Here is a 14,351-nt window from a genome sequence, read left to right on the forward strand (position 1 = left end):
GGCTTCGAACTCACCCACGGACTCGAACCCTGCTGCGCATACAGAATATGCGCACGCTTCCACTGCTCAGCCACACTCGCGTTCTGCGGCAGACCCTTACCACCCACCGCATGCCACGTGCCCGGCATGAACTGGAACAACCCACCAGCCCCAATCGAGTTCACCACACGCGGATTACCACCGGACTCACACGGCACCACAGCACTCAGGAACCTATGCGCATCCGGCCGCGCCGCAGCACCCGCCGGCTGGGACATCGCGATACCGCCACCAATCGTCGCCGCCAACACCGGCGCGACCAGCAAAGCACGGCCACGACGGATGGAACGACGGTTCCTGCGAGCACCCGAAGTCATCAGGGACAAAATAAATACCCTTCCCCACACCTACGAAGTTAGCTGTCGGGTTCGAGCCGGAAAAGCCCGGCCACACAGTGCGTGACAGGTCGACCGCACTACGCGGCTTCACCCCGAGGACGCCTGCCTACGACGCCCGGGAACCTGGGTCCCCCGCTCCCGCCTACTGGATGTCGAAGCACCGGGCGAGGCGGGATTCGGCGTGCCACCCGATGTGCGCTTCCCAGGTCGGAAGCACGTCACCAACGTTACCCACCACCCGCCCGCGATTTCCAGGTCTCCGTGAAGAGCACCACTCAGCACCAGGAGGCCTTGAAAGCCGCTGCCGGCCTCCTCGACCCGGTGGAACGCCCCTTTCATGCCGCCGATATTCCATCAGCGTCAGCATCCCGCCACAGCGCAACTGGAACCACCGTGCACCCGGTGACCGCCGGACTCGGCTGCGCGACGAGAAATTCTCCGGCCCGCGGAGAACACATCACGCGAAACAGACAGAACGCCGCCTGGCCACAGGGCTTCCGGCCGGCGGTGCGCGGGGGATTTGTCAGTACTATCCCGCGATTGGCGACAGAGATGATGGTTGACGCCATCCGCCGATATTCGAAGTATAAGTCGCGACGCACGTCGCAGAGGAGCTCGCGATGGACAGCGCACCGCCGCCGCAGAAGACCAGCGAACAGCCACCGCCGATCCTGGTCGCGCTGGACGCGGTCAGCCGGCAGAACCCGTACCCCACCTACCGGTCGATCCAGGAGAGCGGAGCGTTCGTCCGCAGTGAGGTCCGCGGCTGGGTCACCACCATCATCACCGGGCACGCCGACTGCTCCGCGGTCTTCCAGAGCCCGGACCTGGGCAGCGGCTACTCGGCCGGCCTCCACGCGGGTGCCCATCGGTCGACCGGATCCGATGACAGCGGGCTGAAGTCCCTGCTCCGGAAGGACCCGCCGGAGCACACCCGGCTTCGCGGCCTGGTGAACCGTGCCTTCACCCCGGGTGTCGTCGCGACCTTGACCGCCGAGATCACCTCGATCGTCGACACCCTGCTCGACGCGGCCCTCGCGGCCGGCGAGGTCGACATGATCGAGGCGTTCGCGCGCCCGCTGCCGCTGTCGGTCATCTGCCGCCTGCTCGGCGTCCCGGCCGAGGACGAGCCGGTCTTCAGCGAATGGGTCGTCCCGCTCGTACGCGGTCTGGCCCCCGATCTGACCCTCACACCGGAGGACCTGCGTGCCCGCGCCGCGTCCACGCACTCCATCCAGGACTATTTCCGCGGCCTGATCGCCGAGGTCCGGGCGAAGCCACGCGAGGACCTGCTCAGCCAGCTCGTCACGGCCGGGCAGGACAACGACGTGCTCCCGGAGCAGGAGCTGCTCGACCTGTGCATCCTGCTGCTCCTGGCCGGGTTCGAGACGACGGTGAACCTGATCGGCAGCGGCATCGTGGCACTCCTGCGCAACCCCGGTCAGCTGGCTCTGCTGCGGGACGCACCCGAGCTCGTACCGGCGGCGATCGAGGAGATGCTCCGCTACGACCCCACGTTCCCCTTCCTGATCCGCACCGTGCTGCGGGACACCGAGCTGAACGGCCATCCGTTCAGCCGCGGCGACAGCGTGGTGCTGCTCATCGGAGCCGCGAACCGTGACCCTGACGTGTACCGCGAACCCGACCACTTCGACGTCGCCCGCTACGCGCAGACGACCAGCGCTCCCCGCCATCTCGGCCTGGGCCTGGGCATCCACTACTGCCTCGGCGCGCCGCTCGCGCGCGCGGAGGGCGCGATCGCACTGCGTGCCCTGCTCTCCCGCACCGAGAAGATCACCCTGCTGGACGAGCCCAGCTACCGGCCCAGCGCCTGGGTACGCGCGATGAGCCGACTGCCACTACGCCTCTCGGCATAGCCGGGCTCTCGGCGTAGCCGGCCTCCGAGCGCTAGTCCCGCTGCACCCGCGGCAGCGGGACGGCGCCGTGATGCGAGGTCAGCCCGCCGTCGGCGACGAGCGTCGTGCCCGTGATGTAGGAGGCCGCCGCGGAGGCCAGGAACCAGACGGCGCTGGCCTGCTCGTCCGCACGGCCCCAACGCTGCAGCGGGATCCGCTGGCTGCTGGCCTCCACGACCGCCGGCTGCGACAGGTACGGGGCCATCAGCGACGTCTCGGTCAGGCCGGGCGCCACCGCGTTCACCCGGATGTTCTGCGCCGCGTAGTCGACCGCCGCGGCCCGTACCAGATTGATCACCGCGCCCTTCGACGCGTGGTAGGCCCAGTTGCCGGGATCCGCCTGCAGCCCACCGCTCGACGCCGTCACGACGATCGAGCCCCCGCCGCCGGCCCGCAGCGCCGGTGCGACCGACCGGATGCCGATCGCCACACCACGGACGTTCACGGCGAGGATCCGGTCCAGTCGCTCGATCGCGCCGTCGGCCTCCCAGGGCACGGTCCCGCCGATGCCGGCGTTGAGGACGGCCACGTCCAGACGCCCGAAGCTGGCGAGCGCGAGCTCGGTCATCCGCGCGCCGCACTCCGGCGTCGAGACGTCCGCGACCAGCGTGACCAGCCGCGGGCGAACGGCTCCGTCGAGGCAGGCAGCGGGCTGCGACGCAGGCGGGGCGGGCGGGGCGGAGGAGGCAGGCGGTTCCGCGGAACCGGCGTCCGCGGCCAGATCTGCCAGCCCGGCCTCGTCCGCGTCGACCGCCACCACGCCGAACCCGCGGGCGGCGAACAGCTCGACGCAGGCCCGGCCGATGCCGGAAGCGGCTCCGGTGATGACGACAGCCTGGGCGACCACGTGACCTCCGCGCGTCTCCCGACCCGGCGCCGCCGGCTCGGCCTGACCAGATCAATCAGCCAGCCGAGTCTCGCCGACCGGCATGAACGGGACGGATCGACCAGGTGAGGGCCAGCGGTCGGCTCAGGGGCCACCGTTCGCTCAGGCCGCCACGGCAGAAACTGTCGAACCGTCAGCCATCCCTGCGGCACGAAGCCCGGTACCGCCCAACGTGGGCCGGCCGGCGATGCTGCGCGGCTGCTGCCGGGCAAGCTTGCCGGCGATCTGATCAGCGATCAGCTGCAGCCGTTCTATCGGCGGGGCCGGGTCGTAGCTCGTGTAATTAACGGTCACCTTGACGTGATCGACGAGGAAGAAGAGGGTGTCCGTCGCGATGTCGTAGGTGATTCCCCGGCCCCGTGCCTGCGTCGTCATTCGCACGTACCCGGTGGCTCCGGTCGGCGCCGGGGGGCTCAGGGTCCCGGTCAGCTGATATTCGAGCTCGTCGTCGCCGGCGGCGTTGCGCGCGTCCATTCTGGCCTGGGTCTCCTGGCCCAGGCAGTCCGCGAACCAGGGATTGGACCACATCACAGTATCGAAAACAGCCTGCTTCTCGGTCACTATCTCGGCGCCGGAAATGATGACCGTTCCGTCGTCATTGTCACTCACGAAGGTCGCGCCGAGAGCGGTTGCCTCGGGCTCGTTGTCGAGGTCCTCCGCCGACAGGCCGACGCAGTCCGCGAACTCAGGTGAGTACTGTTCCACGGACTGGGCAGCGGCGACGGCTTCGGCGGCGGCATCGGCATCGATGGGCACACCGGTGAAGCCGGCTGTCGCCGGGCCCTCGGTCAGCACAAAGTCCTCGGGCCACAGACCCAGCGCGCTCGGCGCTGACGTGGCGGGCCCCGGCGACGAACCAGCGCTCGACGAGGCCGTTCCCGAGGTGACCGCGGGTTCGGGCCTCCCAGTCGTGTCACCGTCACCTGAGCACGACGAAACGGTGAACGCGATGACCGCCAGGAGAATCCCGTGGCGCTTCAGCGGGAGCAGTCGCGGTCGACTCCCGGGGACCGAGGGCAGCACCTGGCCCGCGGTGTCCTTCTTCAGAACGGCATCGTGGCCCGCGGCCGACCCGCCTCGGGCCTCGGCCACCGCCCGTCCACCCAGTCGAAACAGATCACGAACAGCCATGTCTCGCCCACCCCCACGCATGCCAGCGCCGACACAACCACCGGCGCCCGCAACGTCACGAGAACGCTACGGGCGCACCGGTGTCGTCTACTCAGGTCACCGCGCCTCAGGCCGCCACCGGAAGCACGGTCGAGTGGCCGGCATCTCCTGCGGCACGGAGCCCGGGACCGCCCGACGTGGGCTGGCCGGCGATGCTGCGCGGCTCCTGCCGGGCCAGCTTCCCGGCGATCTGGTCAGCGATCAGCTGCAGCCGTTCCATCGGCGGGGCCGGCTCGAGGTTCGTGTACGTGACATTCACCTTAACGCGACCAACACGGAAGAGAAGGATGTCCCTCGCCATGTCGACGGTGACCCCCTGGCCTCGTATCTGTACCGCCAGGCGCACGTACCCAGCGGCTCCGGTCGGCGCCGGGAAAATCTGGGCCCCGGTCAGCTCGTATTCAAGCCCGTCGTCGTCGACGACGGGCCCGTCGGCTTCGGCCTGGACCTCCTTGACCATGCATTCCTCGAACCGGGGATGAGCCAGCAACGCGCGATCAGCGGCGGCCTGTTTCTCGGTCACCACTTCGGCGTATGACTCGATCGTCAAGGGCCTGTCATCGTCGCTCACGAAATTCAGTCCGTCATATGCGGCCTCGGGCTCATATCCGAGGTCTTCCGCCACCACGCCAAGACAGTTCGAGAGCTCGGCGGAGTTCAGCTCGGCCGAGCTCACCTCGTCGGCATCGGCGGGGGCACCAGTGAAGCCGGCCGTCGCCGGGCCTTCGGTCAGCACGTAGTCCTCGGGCCGCAGACCCAGCGCACGCGGCGCTGACGTGGCCGGTCCCGTGGGCCGGCCGGCGATGCTGCGCGGCTGCTGCCGGGCAAGCTTCCCGGAGATCTGGTCAGCGATCAGCTGCAGCCGATCCATCGGCGGGGCCGTCTCGTAGTTCGTGTACGTGACGGTCACCGCGACGTGATCGACGATGAAGACGAGGGTGTCCACCGCCATCTCGTAGGTGAAATCCTGCTCTCGCACCTGCAACGTCACACGCAGGTACCCAGCGGCTCCGGTCGGCGCCGAGGGACGCTGGACCCCGGCCACCTGATATTCGACCCCGTCGCCGTCGGCGCCGGACTCGTCGATTCGGGCCCGGGTCTCCCTGCCCGTGCAGTCCGCGAACCGGGGACTGGCCCACATCGCGCGGACGCCAGCGGCCTGCTTCTCGGTCACTATCTCGGCGTAGGACGAGATGAACGAGTCCCCGTCCTCACTCACGAAGGTCTCGCCGACAGCGGTTGCCTCAGGCTCGTAGTCGAGGTCGGTCGCCGACAGGCCGAGGCAGTCCGCGAACTCAGGGGTGTACCGTTTCGCGGGCTGGTCACCGGCGGTATTGGTCCCGGCGGGAACGCCGGTGAAGTATGTCGTCGCCTCACCCTCGGTCAGCACGTAGTCCTCGGGCCACAGACCCAGCGTGTTCGGCGCCGACGAGGCCGTTCCCGAGGTGACCGCGGTCTCGGGCCTCCCGGTCGTGTCGCCGTCACCCGAGCAGGACGACACGGTGAACGCGATCACCGCCAGAAGAAGCCCGTGGCGCTTCAGCGGGAGCGGTCGCGGTTGACTCCCAGGCACCGAGGGCGACAGCTGGCCCGCGGCCGGGCCGCCCCCGATCTCGCCCGGCGCCCGACCACCCAGTCGAAACAGATCGCGAACAGCCACGTCTCGCCCACCCCCACGCATGCCAGCACCGGCACAACCACCGGATGCCTCCCGCGCGGCAGGCACACGCAACATACGTGCTCTATCGGGACGGAAGGACAGCGAAGCTATCAGACTGCTGTCAGCCCGCTGTCAAATGACTGTCAGCGGACCCAATGAAGATCGGTTAGAATCGATATTTCACTACCAATAACCACCAGAATGCCAGGCAAAATCAATGCGCCCGCAACGTCACGAGAACGTTGCGGGCGCATTGATTGCCGCATACTGTGGATCAGATCTTGCCGCCCCAACAGCTCTTCGAGGCATACCAGGGGCTGGTGCCCTGCTGGGCGTACAGGATGTGGGCACGCTTCCACTGCTCGGCGGCACTGGCGTTCTGCGGCAGGCCCTGGCCGCCGACGGCGTGCCAGGTGCCGGGCATGAACTGGAACAGGCCACCCGCGCCGATCGAGTTCACCGCGCGGGGGTTACCGCCCGACTCGCAGGGAACAACCGCGCTCAGGAAGCGGTGTGCGTCCGGCCGGGCAGCGGCGCTCGCCGGCTGGGACATCGCGATACCACCACCGATCGTCGCGGCAAGCACCGGTGCGACGAGCAGAGCGCGGCCCCGACGGATGGAACGACGGTTCTTGCGGGCAGCCGAAACCATAGCGGACAAAGTTGTGTCCTTCCCCCACGCCTGCGAAGTTAGCTGTCGGGTTCGGGCTAGGGAATCGCCCGGCCGACCGGCGCGTTCAGATCGCGCCCGGTGGCTTCACCCCTGAGGACGTCCGAAGAGAAGGCTCATTCGACGTCCGGGAACCTGGGTCCCCCGCCCCTGCCTGCGGTTCTGTTAATCACCGGGTGTGGCAGGGTTCGGCGTGCCACCCGATGCGCGCTCCCCAGGTCGGAAGCACGGCCAAGACGTTACACACGAACCGCAAACCATTTCAAAGCCTTTGTGACGAGCGCCACATCCGGCACTGCGGCCTTGAATTCCACCGGCATCGCGTCCCCTCGGCCGCATATTCACCGTTTCCTCCCGGCGTCATTCGGCCAGGGTCAGCGATTCGGCACTATCGGTCGACCCGACCGCCACGCAAGGTGCGCGACGCGTTCGTGCCCGCGACCGAAATTCCGGCCGCGGCGACGAAGAATCTTCCTGAACCGAATTCCGACACATCATGAAGTCGACCGTTTTCGACCGCGCGGCGGGACGACGGCGGGGGTGATCGGCCGGACGGCGACGGAGGCCGGCAAAGGCCGGATCAGGGCTGGCCGGCGCCGACCTCGCCGTAGGCCACGACCGACAGGAACCGGATAGGCAGCTGGACCAGCTCCCGCGGCCCGTGCGCGCCCTCGCCGTCAAGCTGCAGCGCGTCGCCGGGGCGCATGACGTAGCTGGCATCGCCGTGGCCGTAGATCATCTCCCCTTCGAGCATGTAGAGCAGTTCGGTGCCCGGGTGTTGGAAGAGCGGGAACTCCTCGCTGCGCTCGGTCAGCGTGACGATGTGGGCCTCCATCCGCTTGTGCGGGCCGCGCAGTGCTCCGAGCAGGGTGTACTCGTGGCCCACCCTGGTCCCCCGCTGGGTGATCCGCGGCCCGGTGCCGGCGCGGGTGAAGACCGCCTCCCGGGCGGCGTCAGCACCGCGGAACAGGGACGTCACCGGCACGTCGAGCGTCTCGGCGAGCCGGTCGAGCGTGGTCAGGCTGCAGGAGATCGACGCGTTCTCCACCTTCGAAATCATCGCGCTGGACACACCGCTGCGCGCCGCGAGCTCGGCCAGGGTCAGCCCACGGTCATGGCGCAGGCGCCGGACGTTGCCCGCGATGGCACGCTCCAGCCGCCCCTGCCGGGACGCGTTCTCCTCCCCCACACCCGAAACACTAGCGATGGCGCCCTCTTTGCCCGATCCGTCCGGCAGCCTGCTCAGCTGACCGTCCGGCCGCCCGAGTGGCTGCCTGCTCGGCTGCCCGTCCAGCTGCCCGGGCGGCTCGCCGCTCAGCGCGTCTCCCCGTTCACCGGTCGGCGCCGGGGATCCAGGTGGTCCCGGCGAGCGGCACCCGGGCCATCGCCGCGGCTTCGACCGTCAGCGCGACGAGGTCCTCGGGCTCCAGATTGCGCAGGTGGGCCTTGCCGCAGGCACGGGCCAGCGTCTGCGCCTCCATGGTCAGCACCCGCAGGTAGTTCGCGAGTCGCCGGCCGCCCTCGACCGGATCGAGCCGGGCCGCGAGCTCCGGATCCTGGGTGGTGATGCCGGCCGGGTCACGGCCGTCCTGGAAGTCGTCGTAGTAGCCGGCCGCCGAGCCGAGCCGCTCGTACTCGGCCGCGTACCGTGGATGGTTGTCACCGAGCGCGATCAGCGCCGCCGTGCCGATGGCGACGGCGTCGGCGCCGAGCGCCATCGCCTTCGCGACGTCCGCCCCGGTACGGATGCCACCGGAGACGATCAGCTGGACCCTGCGGTGCAGGCCGAGCTCGTCCAGCGCCTGCACCGCCTGCGGCAGCGCGGCCAGCGTCGGGATGCCGACGTGCTCGATGAAGACGTCCTGGGTGGCGGCGGTGCCGCCCTGCATGCCGTCGAGGACGACGACGTCCGCGCCGGCGGCGACCGCGAGCTTCACGTCGTAGTAGGTGCGGCTCGCGCCGATCTTGACGTAGATCGGCTTCTCCCAGTCGGTGATCTCACGCAGTTCGAGGATCTTGATGGCGAGGTCGTCGGGGCCGGTCCAGTCCGGGTGCCGGCAGGCGGAGCGCTGGTCGATACCGGGCGGCAGGGTACGCATGGCGGCGACCCGATCGGAGATCTTCTGGCCGAGCAGCATGCCGCCGCCGCCGGGCTTCGCGCCCTGCCCGAGCACCACCTCGATGGCGTCGGCCTTGCGCAGGTCGGTCGGGTTCATTCCGTAGCGCGACGGCAGGTACTGGTAGACGAGGTGCTTCGACTGGTCTCGCTCCTCGGGGGTCATCCCGCCGTCGCCGGTGGTGGTGGACGTCCCGACCTCGCTCGCGCCGCGGCCGAGCGCCTCCTTCGCCTGCGCGGAGAGAGCCCCGAAGCTCATCCCGGCGATCGTCACCGGAATGTCGAGGTGCAGCGGGTACTTCGCGTTGCGGTCCCCGAGGATCACATCGGTGCCGCACCGCTCGCGGTAGCCCTCCAGCGGGTAGCGGGACATCGACGCGCCCAGGAACAGCAGGTCGTCGAAATGCGGCAGGGCCCGCTTCGCCCCCCAGCCGCGAATGTCGTAGACGCCGCTGCCCGCGGCCCGCTGAATGCCGGCGATGGTGGCGCGGTCGAAGGTCGCCGACTCGCGCAGGCCATAGGTGGCGGGCGACGAAGGATAGCCGGACATGAATCTCCTCAGGCTACGGACGATGTCCGCGGTCAGTGCGCCTTTTCCATCTCACGTTTGTCGAGCGCTGTAGCCACAGGCCGGAGTCGACGGTGGAAAAGGCTCAGTACGCGTCCGAGTTGTGGGCGGCGAAGTGGTAGAGCGTGCGGGCCGAGCCGTAGCGGCGGAACTCGGCCGGGTCGTACCCCTGTTCCCCCGGCTCCCCTGGTTTCCCGGGCTCCCCGAGGCCGGCGGCGGTGAGCAGCTCGGCCAGCTCCGCCCGGTGCTCGTCCCGCATCGGCTTCTCCACACAGTCCGCGCCGAGGGAACCGACCTTGCCGCGGACGTAGATCCGGGCCTCGTAGATCGAGTCACCGAGCCCGTCCCCGGCGTCGCCGCAGACCACCAGCCGCCCCGCCTGCGCCATGAAGGCGCTCATCGGACCGATGTCACCACCGACGACGATGTCGACGCCCTTCATCGAGATCCCGCAGCGCATCGACGCGGACCCCTCGATCACCAGCAGCCCGCCGTGCGCGGTCGCCCCCGCCGACTGCGACGCGTCCCCGCGGACCCGCACCAGCCCCGACATCATGTTCTCGGCGACCCCGGTGCCCGCGTTGCCGTGCACGACCACGGTCGCACCGTCGTTCATCCCGGCGCAGTAGTAGCCCACATGACCGCGGATGTCGATCGTGACCGGCGCGTTCACCCCGGCCGCGATCGCGTGCGCCCCCTGCGGCCGCAGCACCTCGAACGCTGCCGGAACGACATCCGCGACGCCGCCCGCAACGCGGTCCGACGGCCGCGCCAGGCCGGACGGCTGCCCGCTCGCGCCGCCCACGCCGCCCACGCCGCTCGCGCCAAGCGCGTGCAGCGCGGCGTTGAGCTCGCGGACCTTCGACGTCGACAGGTCGAACGTGCGGGTGTCCGTCACGCGGGTGTCCGCCCTGCTGGTAGCGGTGTCCGCCCCCGTCAGCGCTGCCATGCGTAGACCCTTTCCGGCTCGGGCTCGTAGATGCGGGCGGTGTCGATGCCCGGCAGGTCCGCCAGGGCGCGGAACTCGGACGCCATCGCCACCCAGGCGTCGGTCTCGGCGATGATCGCCGGCTTGCAGGCGATCGCGTCCCGGACGACCGCGAACCCGTCGGCGCTGGTCACCAGCAGCGTGTAGAACCCGTCGAAGCGCTCGCACAGCCCGCGCAGCGCCTTGTCGAGATCCTCACCGGCGGCCAGGCGGGCGGCGACGAAGCGGGCACCGACCTCCGAGTCGTTGTCCGAGTCGAACCGCACCCCCTCGGCCTGCAGCTCACGCCGGATCGTCGCGTGGTTCGCGAACGAGCCGTTGTGGACGAGGCACTGGTCCGGCCCGACGGAGAACGGGTGGCAGCCCTGCGGAGTCACCGCCGACTCGGTCGCCATCCGGGTGTGCGCGAGCCCCTGCCAGCCGGACGCGCCGGCCAGGTCGTAGACGCCGGCGAGCCGCCGCGGGTCACCGGTGCCCTTGTAGACGGTCAGATCCGTCCCCGACCCGACGATCAGCGCCGCGGGCAGCGCCCGACGCACCGCCGCGACCAGGTCGTCGAGGGGGACGGAGGCGGCGACCACGGTGGTGTCACCGGCCACGGTGACCAGCGGCGATGTCTGGGCACCTGCCCCTGGACGCGCATCCGCCCCTGAACCCGCATCTGCGCCGGCCAGCGCCGAGGCGATCAGCGTTCCGACATCCGCGGGTTCGGTGGACGTCCCGCCGAGCAGCAGTGAGACCGCGGCATGGCCTGGCGGACAGCGGCGGACGTCCCCGTAGACGGCGACGCCGGCCGAGTCGGGGCCGCGTTCGACGACCTGGCCCAGCATGGACTCCAGGAGACGTCCGAGCCGCGGGTACAGGTCAGGGTCACGCAGGTGGAGTCCGACGATCCCGCACACGGGCCGTCTCCTCTCTGTGTTCTCTTCGGTTCTGTGTTCGCTTCGGTCAGAAGGCGGTGAGGTAGCGGTCGTGCTCCCAGGAGCTCACCGTGCCGTGCCAGGCGAAGAACTCGTCCCGCTTCAGCTCGGCGAAGTAGGAGCTGACGCCGGCGCCGGCCGCGTCGAGCGCGCCCCGCACCACCGGGTCCGCGTCGAGCGCCTCGACCGCGTGCAGCAACGTCGGTGGCAGGGCGGGCCGGGCCGACAGCGTCGACGGCGCGGACGGCGTCGACGGCTCCCCCGCCTGGGCCAGGCCGGGCGCGCCCGGGTCGAGATCGAGCTCGATGCCGTCGAGACCGGCGGCCAGAACGACGGCGAGGGCCAGGTACGGGTTCGCCGAGCCGTCGGTGCCGCGCAGCTCGATGCGGTGCGGGTCGGGAACGCGCACGAAATGGGTGCGGTCGTTCCCGCCGTAGCTGGCCTGGCGCGGTGACCACGTCGCCCCCGAACGGGTCGACGTCGCACCGGTGCGCTTGTAGGAGTTCACCGTCGGGCCGAGTACGGCCTGCATGCCCGGCGCGTGCGCGAGAACGCCGGCCAGGAAGCGGCCCGCGAGGACCGACAGCCCGAACGGACCGCTCCGGGCCCTGTCCCCGCCGCCGCCGACGGCGCCTCCACCCCCGTCGCCGCCGCCGTCGCCGTTGCCGTTGCCGTTGCCGGGGAACAGTGCCTGGCCGGCGCGCCACAGCGACAGGTGCAGGTGCATGCCGGAACCGGTCTGGTCCGCGAACGGCTTCGGCATGAACGTCGCCGTCATCCCGCGCTGCTCCGCCAGCATCGAGATCAGGTAGCGGGCGGTGATGACCCGGTCGGCGGTGGTCAGCGCGTCGGCGTAGGCGAAGTTCTGCTCGAACTGGCCGTTGGCGTCCTCGTGGTCGTTGGCGTAGTTGCCCCAGCCGAGCGCGTTCATCGCCGTCGAGACGCCGGTGAGATGGTCGTACATCCGGGTCAGGCCACGGGCGTCGTAGCAGGGCCGGGCCGCGCCGTCGCGGGCGTCGGCGGGGGTCAGACGTCCGTCGGCGTCCCGGTTGACCAGGAAGTACTCGACCTCGGCGCCGGCGAACAGCTCCAGCTCACGCTCACGCGCCCGGGCCAGCATCGTCTTGAGGATGACCCTGGGCGCGAACGGCCACGGCTGCCCGTCGACATGCGGGTCACAGTGGACGAGCGCGAGCCCGTCCCGCACCTGCGGCAGCAGCGTGTAGCTGGCCAGGTCGGGCAGCGCGATCAGGTCGGGGTCGGCCGGCCGCTGCCCGATCGCGCCGACGGCGAACCCGGCGAACCCGACCCCGTCCCGCTCGAACTCGTCCGCGGCCTCGACGGGCACCAGCTTGGCGCACGGCTTGCCGGTGAGATCGACGAACAGCGCGAGCAGGAACCGGACCCCGTCGGCCCGCGCCCGCGCCGCCAGCTCACCGCCACCACGGCCGCTGGGCGCGGGCGGGGCATCGACCGGGCCGGGGAACACGTCGAGCGTCATCGGAACTCCAGATCGGGGACGTGCCGACTGCTCAGGCCGGCGGCGAGGCGGGCTCCTGCCCACTGAATCCATGTCTTGAGAGGAGAACTTCTCTCCCCACAGGAGAACAGCGCCGGGTTTCGGCTGGATGAACCCGCGTTAAGAACGCGCAGCACGAACCGTTCGCGACGAATCAGTCACGCCAGGCCAGCCCGCGAGCGCTGGGTGTCGCCGCTGAGCAGCACGCCGACGCTGACTGGCTGGCTGGCTGGCTCGGATCGGATCGTGGGTGGTGCTGACGCCAGCGGACCGGCCTGTGTGAGACTCCGACGATGATCGTCGTCTTCGAGAGCGAGCTGTGGGAGTGGGCGGCGCGGCGCCCCGACAGCTGGGTGTTCGTCAGCCTGCCAGTCGACGTGTCAGAGGAGATCCGGGATCTGACCGGCGGGCTGCGGCGCGGATTCGGCTCGCTGCGGGTGCGGGCCACGCTCGGCGGCAGCACCTGGCGGACGTCAATCTTTCCCGACAGCAAGCGAGGCAGCTACGTACTCCCCGTCAAACGCGCCGTGCGCAAGGCCGAGGCCCTGGAGATCGGGGACGTCACCTCCACAACCATCGAGCTCCTCGACGCCTGACTCCAGCCGGCCACGCGATTCAGATCGGCGCCATGGCACGGCTCGAGGAGCTGAGGACTTTCGACGCCCCAGACCCTGTCGCGGAATCGCAAGCTTCGGATCGGCCTTGCCAACGGATCGGCCTTGCCAACGGGAAAGCGTTGAGTATTTTTGCCGCTCAGATGTCCAAAATACTCACCGCTTCGGGTCGCGACTTCGAGCCGCCGCCAGGGTTGCCGTTGCCGATGAGCAAGATTTGAGGATTTCGGCTGTTCGAACGACCAAAATTCTCACCTTTTGTCGATCGCCAGGTGGCCCTGCGGATACTTTTGAGCTTTTTGTCCTTAATTGCTGGCACGGTGCGGCGCTTCGAAACTCCCAGCGGGTGGCAGGCGGTGAGTGGCAGCTGGTGAATAGCAGGCTCAGGACCTACCGCGGACCGGGAAGCGCCGCTCGATCGCGAGAAGAGCGTCGATCAGCGGCACGAGGTCGGTCTGGTCGAGGCCGGGCAGCGAGAACCGGAGCCGATTGTGGGCCGGTGAGGACGTGCTCAGCTCTCCTTCCACCTCCAGGTGCCCGTTCCGCTCGCACCGGACCTCCACCTTGATCCATTCTTCGAGCGTCACGAGCCGGGCGCTCCCCCGCAGCTTCCGGTGCAGGTTCTGCAGTTCCTTCCGGAACGAGCACAGCTCGTCTGCCCGCAACGCGGCGTCGAGGTCCGCGGTGAAACCCGCTATCCGGGCCGCGATGGGGCTGGTGAGCCAGTTTCCGTCCCAGAAGTCGCCGGCCCCGGGATACATCCGGTCGACAACGCGGATCAGGACATGGTCCGAACCCCTCCGCCCAAGCACGACATCCAGAAAATCGTCCCGCATGGCGGAAGTGTGGCATGTGGGCACGCCACACGGACTGCGACCACCCCTCCAGCACCGACCGGGCTGGGCAAGCTACGGGGCAGAAGTGCCACCGACTTGCGGCTTTCTCGC

The 14,351-nt window shown here is 69.6% G+C and carries 13 protein-coding genes and 2 riboswitches; of the genes, 2 read left to right on the plus strand and 11 right to left on the minus strand.

Annotation, left to right across the window (positions count from 1 at the left end):
- Positions 1 to 356 (minus strand): transglycosylase family protein (locus tag AWX74_RS34990; protein ID WP_091285747.1); only part of this gene is annotated, 356 nt, incomplete at its 3' end.
- A 12-nt stretch (positions 357 to 368) separates the two neighbouring features.
- Positions 369 to 569, minus strand: a riboswitch (cyclic di-AMP (ydaO/yuaA leader).
- Between the two features lie 428 nt (positions 570 to 997).
- Here AWX74_RS34990 and AWX74_RS34995 point away from each other — a divergent pair.
- A complete protein-coding gene (locus AWX74_RS34995) occupies positions 998 to 2,254 on the plus strand; it encodes a cytochrome P450 (RefSeq protein WP_091285602.1) in 1,257 nt (418 codons plus the stop codon).
- A gap of 31 nt (positions 2,255 to 2,285) precedes the next feature.
- On the opposite strand, the gene AWX74_RS35000 is transcribed toward AWX74_RS34995, so the two are convergent.
- From AWX74_RS35000 to glnT, 9 genes are all read right to left on the minus strand, one after another.
- On the minus strand, positions 2,286 to 3,140 hold the full coding sequence (locus tag AWX74_RS35000; RefSeq protein ID WP_091285605.1) for an SDR family NAD(P)-dependent oxidoreductase: 855 nt from the start codon (positions 3,138 to 3,140) through the stop codon (positions 2,286 to 2,288).
- A gap of 141 nt (positions 3,141 to 3,281) precedes the next feature.
- Positions 3,282 to 4,310 (minus strand): hypothetical protein, encoded by a 1,029-nt coding sequence (locus AWX74_RS35005; RefSeq protein ID WP_131799615.1) that lies wholly within the window; start codon positions 4,308 to 4,310, stop codon positions 3,282 to 3,284.
- 106 nt (positions 4,311 to 4,416) lie between these two features.
- Positions 4,417 to 6,009 carry a hypothetical protein gene (locus AWX74_RS35010; protein WP_165615919.1) on the minus strand — a complete coding sequence of 531 codons (1,593 nt, stop codon included), beginning with the start codon at positions 6,007 to 6,009 and terminating at the stop codon, positions 4,417 to 4,419.
- 274 nt (positions 6,010 to 6,283) lie between these two features.
- Entirely contained in the window at positions 6,284 to 6,661 is a 378-nt protein-coding gene (locus AWX74_RS35015; protein WP_091285613.1) for a transglycosylase family protein, read from the minus strand.
- A gap of 12 nt (positions 6,662 to 6,673) precedes the next feature.
- Positions 6,674 to 6,851, minus strand: a riboswitch (cyclic di-AMP (ydaO/yuaA leader).
- A 408-nt stretch (positions 6,852 to 7,259) separates the two neighbouring features.
- Positions 7,260 to 7,868, minus strand: a complete 609-nt coding sequence (locus tag AWX74_RS35020) for a helix-turn-helix domain-containing protein (protein WP_242666566.1) — start codon at positions 7,866 to 7,868, stop codon at positions 7,260 to 7,262.
- Positions 7,869 to 8,010: 142 nt separating this feature from the next.
- A complete protein-coding gene (locus tag AWX74_RS35025) occupies positions 8,011 to 9,345 on the minus strand; it encodes an FMN-binding glutamate synthase family protein (protein ID WP_091285617.1) in 1,335 nt (444 codons plus the stop codon).
- Between the two features lie 103 nt (positions 9,346 to 9,448).
- A complete protein-coding gene (locus AWX74_RS35030) occupies positions 9,449 to 10,312 on the minus strand; it encodes a glutamate synthase (protein ID WP_091285619.1) in 864 nt (287 codons plus the stop codon).
- Positions 10,300 to 11,253, minus strand: a complete 954-nt coding sequence (locus tag AWX74_RS35035) for a class II glutamine amidotransferase domain-containing protein (RefSeq protein ID WP_091285621.1) — start codon at positions 11,251 to 11,253, stop codon at positions 10,300 to 10,302. Before AWX74_RS35035 ends, AWX74_RS35030 begins: the two co-directional genes overlap by 13 nt.
- Before the next feature lie 46 nt (positions 11,254 to 11,299).
- Positions 11,300 to 12,772 carry a type III glutamate--ammonia ligase gene (gene glnT / locus AWX74_RS35040; protein ID WP_091285624.1) on the minus strand — a complete coding sequence of 491 codons (1,473 nt, stop codon included), beginning with the start codon at positions 12,770 to 12,772 and terminating at the stop codon, positions 11,300 to 11,302.
- Positions 12,773 to 13,083: 311 nt separating this feature from the next.
- Here glnT and AWX74_RS35045 point away from each other — a divergent pair, with 311 nt between their 5' ends.
- Positions 13,084 to 13,386: a DUF1905 domain-containing protein gene (locus tag AWX74_RS35045; protein WP_006539631.1), complete on the plus strand. Its 303-nt coding sequence runs from the start codon at positions 13,084 to 13,086 to the stop codon at positions 13,384 to 13,386.
- Positions 13,387 to 13,787: 401 nt separating this feature from the next.
- On the opposite strand, the gene AWX74_RS35050 is transcribed toward AWX74_RS35045, so the two are convergent.
- Positions 13,788 to 14,216: a WapI family immunity protein gene (locus AWX74_RS35050; RefSeq protein ID WP_091285627.1), complete on the minus strand. Its 429-nt coding sequence runs from the start codon at positions 14,214 to 14,216 to the stop codon at positions 13,788 to 13,790.
- Positions 14,217 to 14,351 lie beyond the last annotated feature (135 nt).

Source organism: Parafrankia irregularis, assembly GCF_001536285.1.
Lineage (GTDB): Bacteria > Actinomycetota > Actinomycetes > Frankiales > Frankiaceae > Parafrankia > Parafrankia irregularis.

Excerpts from the sequence above, each read along its gene's own strand:
- AWX74_RS34995 (WP_091285602.1), top strand. The coding sequence starts at position 998 with ATGGACAGCGCACCGCCGCCGCAGAAGACCAGCGAACAGCCACCGCCG.
- AWX74_RS35005 (WP_131799615.1), bottom strand. The coding sequence starts at position 4,310 with ATGGCTGTTCGTGATCTGTTTCGACTGGGTGGACGGGCGGTGGCCGAG.
- AWX74_RS35015 (WP_091285613.1), bottom strand. The coding sequence starts at position 6,661 with ATGGTTTCGGCTGCCCGCAAGAACCGTCGTTCCATCCGTCGGGGCCGC.
- AWX74_RS35025 (WP_091285617.1), bottom strand. The coding sequence starts at position 9,345 with ATGTCCGGCTATCCTTCGTCGCCCGCCACCTATGGCCTGCGCGAGTCG.
- AWX74_RS35030 (WP_091285619.1), bottom strand. The coding sequence starts at position 10,312 with ATGGCAGCGCTGACGGGGGCGGACACCGCTACCAGCAGGGCGGACACC.
- glnT (WP_091285624.1), bottom strand. The coding sequence starts at position 12,772 with ATGACGCTCGACGTGTTCCCCGGCCCGGTCGATGCCCCGCCCGCGCCC.
- AWX74_RS35045 (WP_006539631.1), top strand. The coding sequence starts at position 13,084 with ATGATCGTCGTCTTCGAGAGCGAGCTGTGGGAGTGGGCGGCGCGGCGC.